Origin of the sequence: Streptomyces sp. NPDC059787, assembly GCF_042732315.1 — a bacterium.
Classification (GTDB): Bacteria; Actinomycetota; Actinomycetes; order Streptomycetales; family Streptomycetaceae; genus Streptomyces; species Streptomyces atrovirens.
This window is the reverse complement of the sequence record NZ_JBHWHX010000109.1, coordinates 1-1,849: the sequence shown is the minus strand read 5'-3', so window position 1 is coordinate 1,849 and position 1,849 is coordinate 1. Positions and strand designations below refer to the sequence as shown.

At 57.3% G+C, this 1,849-nt stretch carries 1 rRNA gene; it reads left to right on the top strand.

Annotated elements, in window-relative coordinates:
* Nucleotides 1-1,827: ribosomal RNA gene (locus ACFV5H_RS37775) — 23S ribosomal RNA — on the top strand; the annotation flags it as partial.
* Nucleotides 1,828-1,849 lie beyond the last annotated feature (22 nt).

The following is a 1,849-nucleotide window of genomic DNA, read 5'->3' as shown; positions in this document are numbered from 1 at the left end:
GATGGGTAGGGGAGCGTCGTGTGCCGGGTGAAGCAGCGCCGGAAGGCAGTTGTGGACGGTTCACGAGTGAGAATGCAGGCATGAGTAGCGATTCACACGTGAGAAACGTGTGCGCCGATTGACTAAGGGTTCCTGGGTCAAGCTGATCTGCCCAGGGTAAGTCGGGACCTAAGGCGAGGCCGACAGGCGTAGTCGATGGATAACCGGTTGATATTCCGGTACCCGCTGTGAAGCGTCAAACATCGAGCATCGTGATGCTAAGGCCGTGAAGCCGCCCCTGATCTCTTCGGAGTGAGGGGGAGTGGTGGAGCCGCCGGCCCAAGCGGTTAGTAGGTGAGTGATGGGGTGACGCAGGAAGGTAGTCCATCCCGGGCGGTGGTTGTCCCGGGGTAAGGGTGTAGGCCGTGCGATAGGCAAATCCGTCGCACATCAAGGCTGAGACCTGATGCCGAGCCGATTGTGGTGAAGTGGATGATCCTATGCTGTCGAGAAAAGCCTCTAGCGAGTTTCATGGCGGCCCGTACCCTAAACCGACTCAGGTGGTCAGGTAGAGAATACCGAGGCGTTCGGGTGAACTATGGTTAAGGAACTCGGCAAAATGCCCCCGTAACTTCGGGAGAAGGGGGGCCACAACCGGTGAGGGGACTTGCTCCTCGAGCTGGGGGTGGCCGCAGAGACCAGCGAGAAGCGACTGTTTACTAAAAACACAGGTCCGTGCGAAGCCGTAAGGCGATGTATACGGACTGACGCCTGCCCGGTGCTGGAACGTTAAGGGGACCGGTTAGTCACTCTTCGGGGTGGCGAAGCTGAGAACTTAAGCGCCAGTAAACGGCGGTGGTAACTATAACCATCCTAAGGTAGCGAAATTCCTTGTCGGGTAAGTTCCGACCTGCACGAATGGCGTAACGACTTCTCGACTGTCTCAACCATAGGCCCGGTGAAATTGCACTACGAGTAAAGATGCTCGTTTCGCGCAGCAGGACGGAAAGACCCCGGGACCTTTACTACAGTTTGATATTGGTGTTCGGTTCGGCTTGTGTAGGATAGCTGGGAGACTGTGAAGCCTGGACGCCAGTTCGGGTGGAGTCGTCGTTGAAATACCAGTCTGGTCGTGCTGGATGTCTAACCTGGGTCCGTGATCCGGATCAGGGACAGTGTCTGATGGGTAGTTTAACTGGGGCGGTTGCCTCCTAAAGAGTAACGGAGGCGCCCAAAGGTTCCCTCAGCCTGGTTGGCAATCAGGTGTTGAGTGTAAGTGCACAAGGGAGCTTGACTGTGAGACCGACGGGTCGAGCAGGGACGAAAGTCGGGACTAGTGATCCGGCGGTGGCTTGTGGAAGCGCCGTCGCTCAACGGATAAAAGGTACCCCGGGGATAACAGGCTGATCTTCCCCAAGAGTCCATATCGACGGGATGGTTTGGCACCTCGATGTCGGCTCGTCGCATCCTGGGGCTGGAGTCGGTCCCAAGGGTTGGGCTGTTCGCCCATTAAAGCGGTACGCGAGCTGGGTTTAGAACGTCGTGAGACAGTTCGGTCCCTATCCGCTGTGCGCGTAGGAGTCTTGAGAAGGGCTGTCCCTAGTACGAGAGGACCGGGACGGACGAACCTCTGGTGTGCCAGTTGTTCTGCCAAGGGCATGGCTGGTTGGCTACGTTCGGGAGGGATAACCGCTGAAAGCATCTAAGCGGGAAGCCTGCTTCGAGATGAGGACTCCCACCTCCTAGAGAGGGTAAGGCTCCCAGTAGACGACTGGGTTGATAGGCCGGATATGGAAGCACGGTAACGTGTGGAGTTGACCGGTACTAATAGGCCGAGGGCTTGTCCTCAGTTGCTCGCGTCCACTGTGTT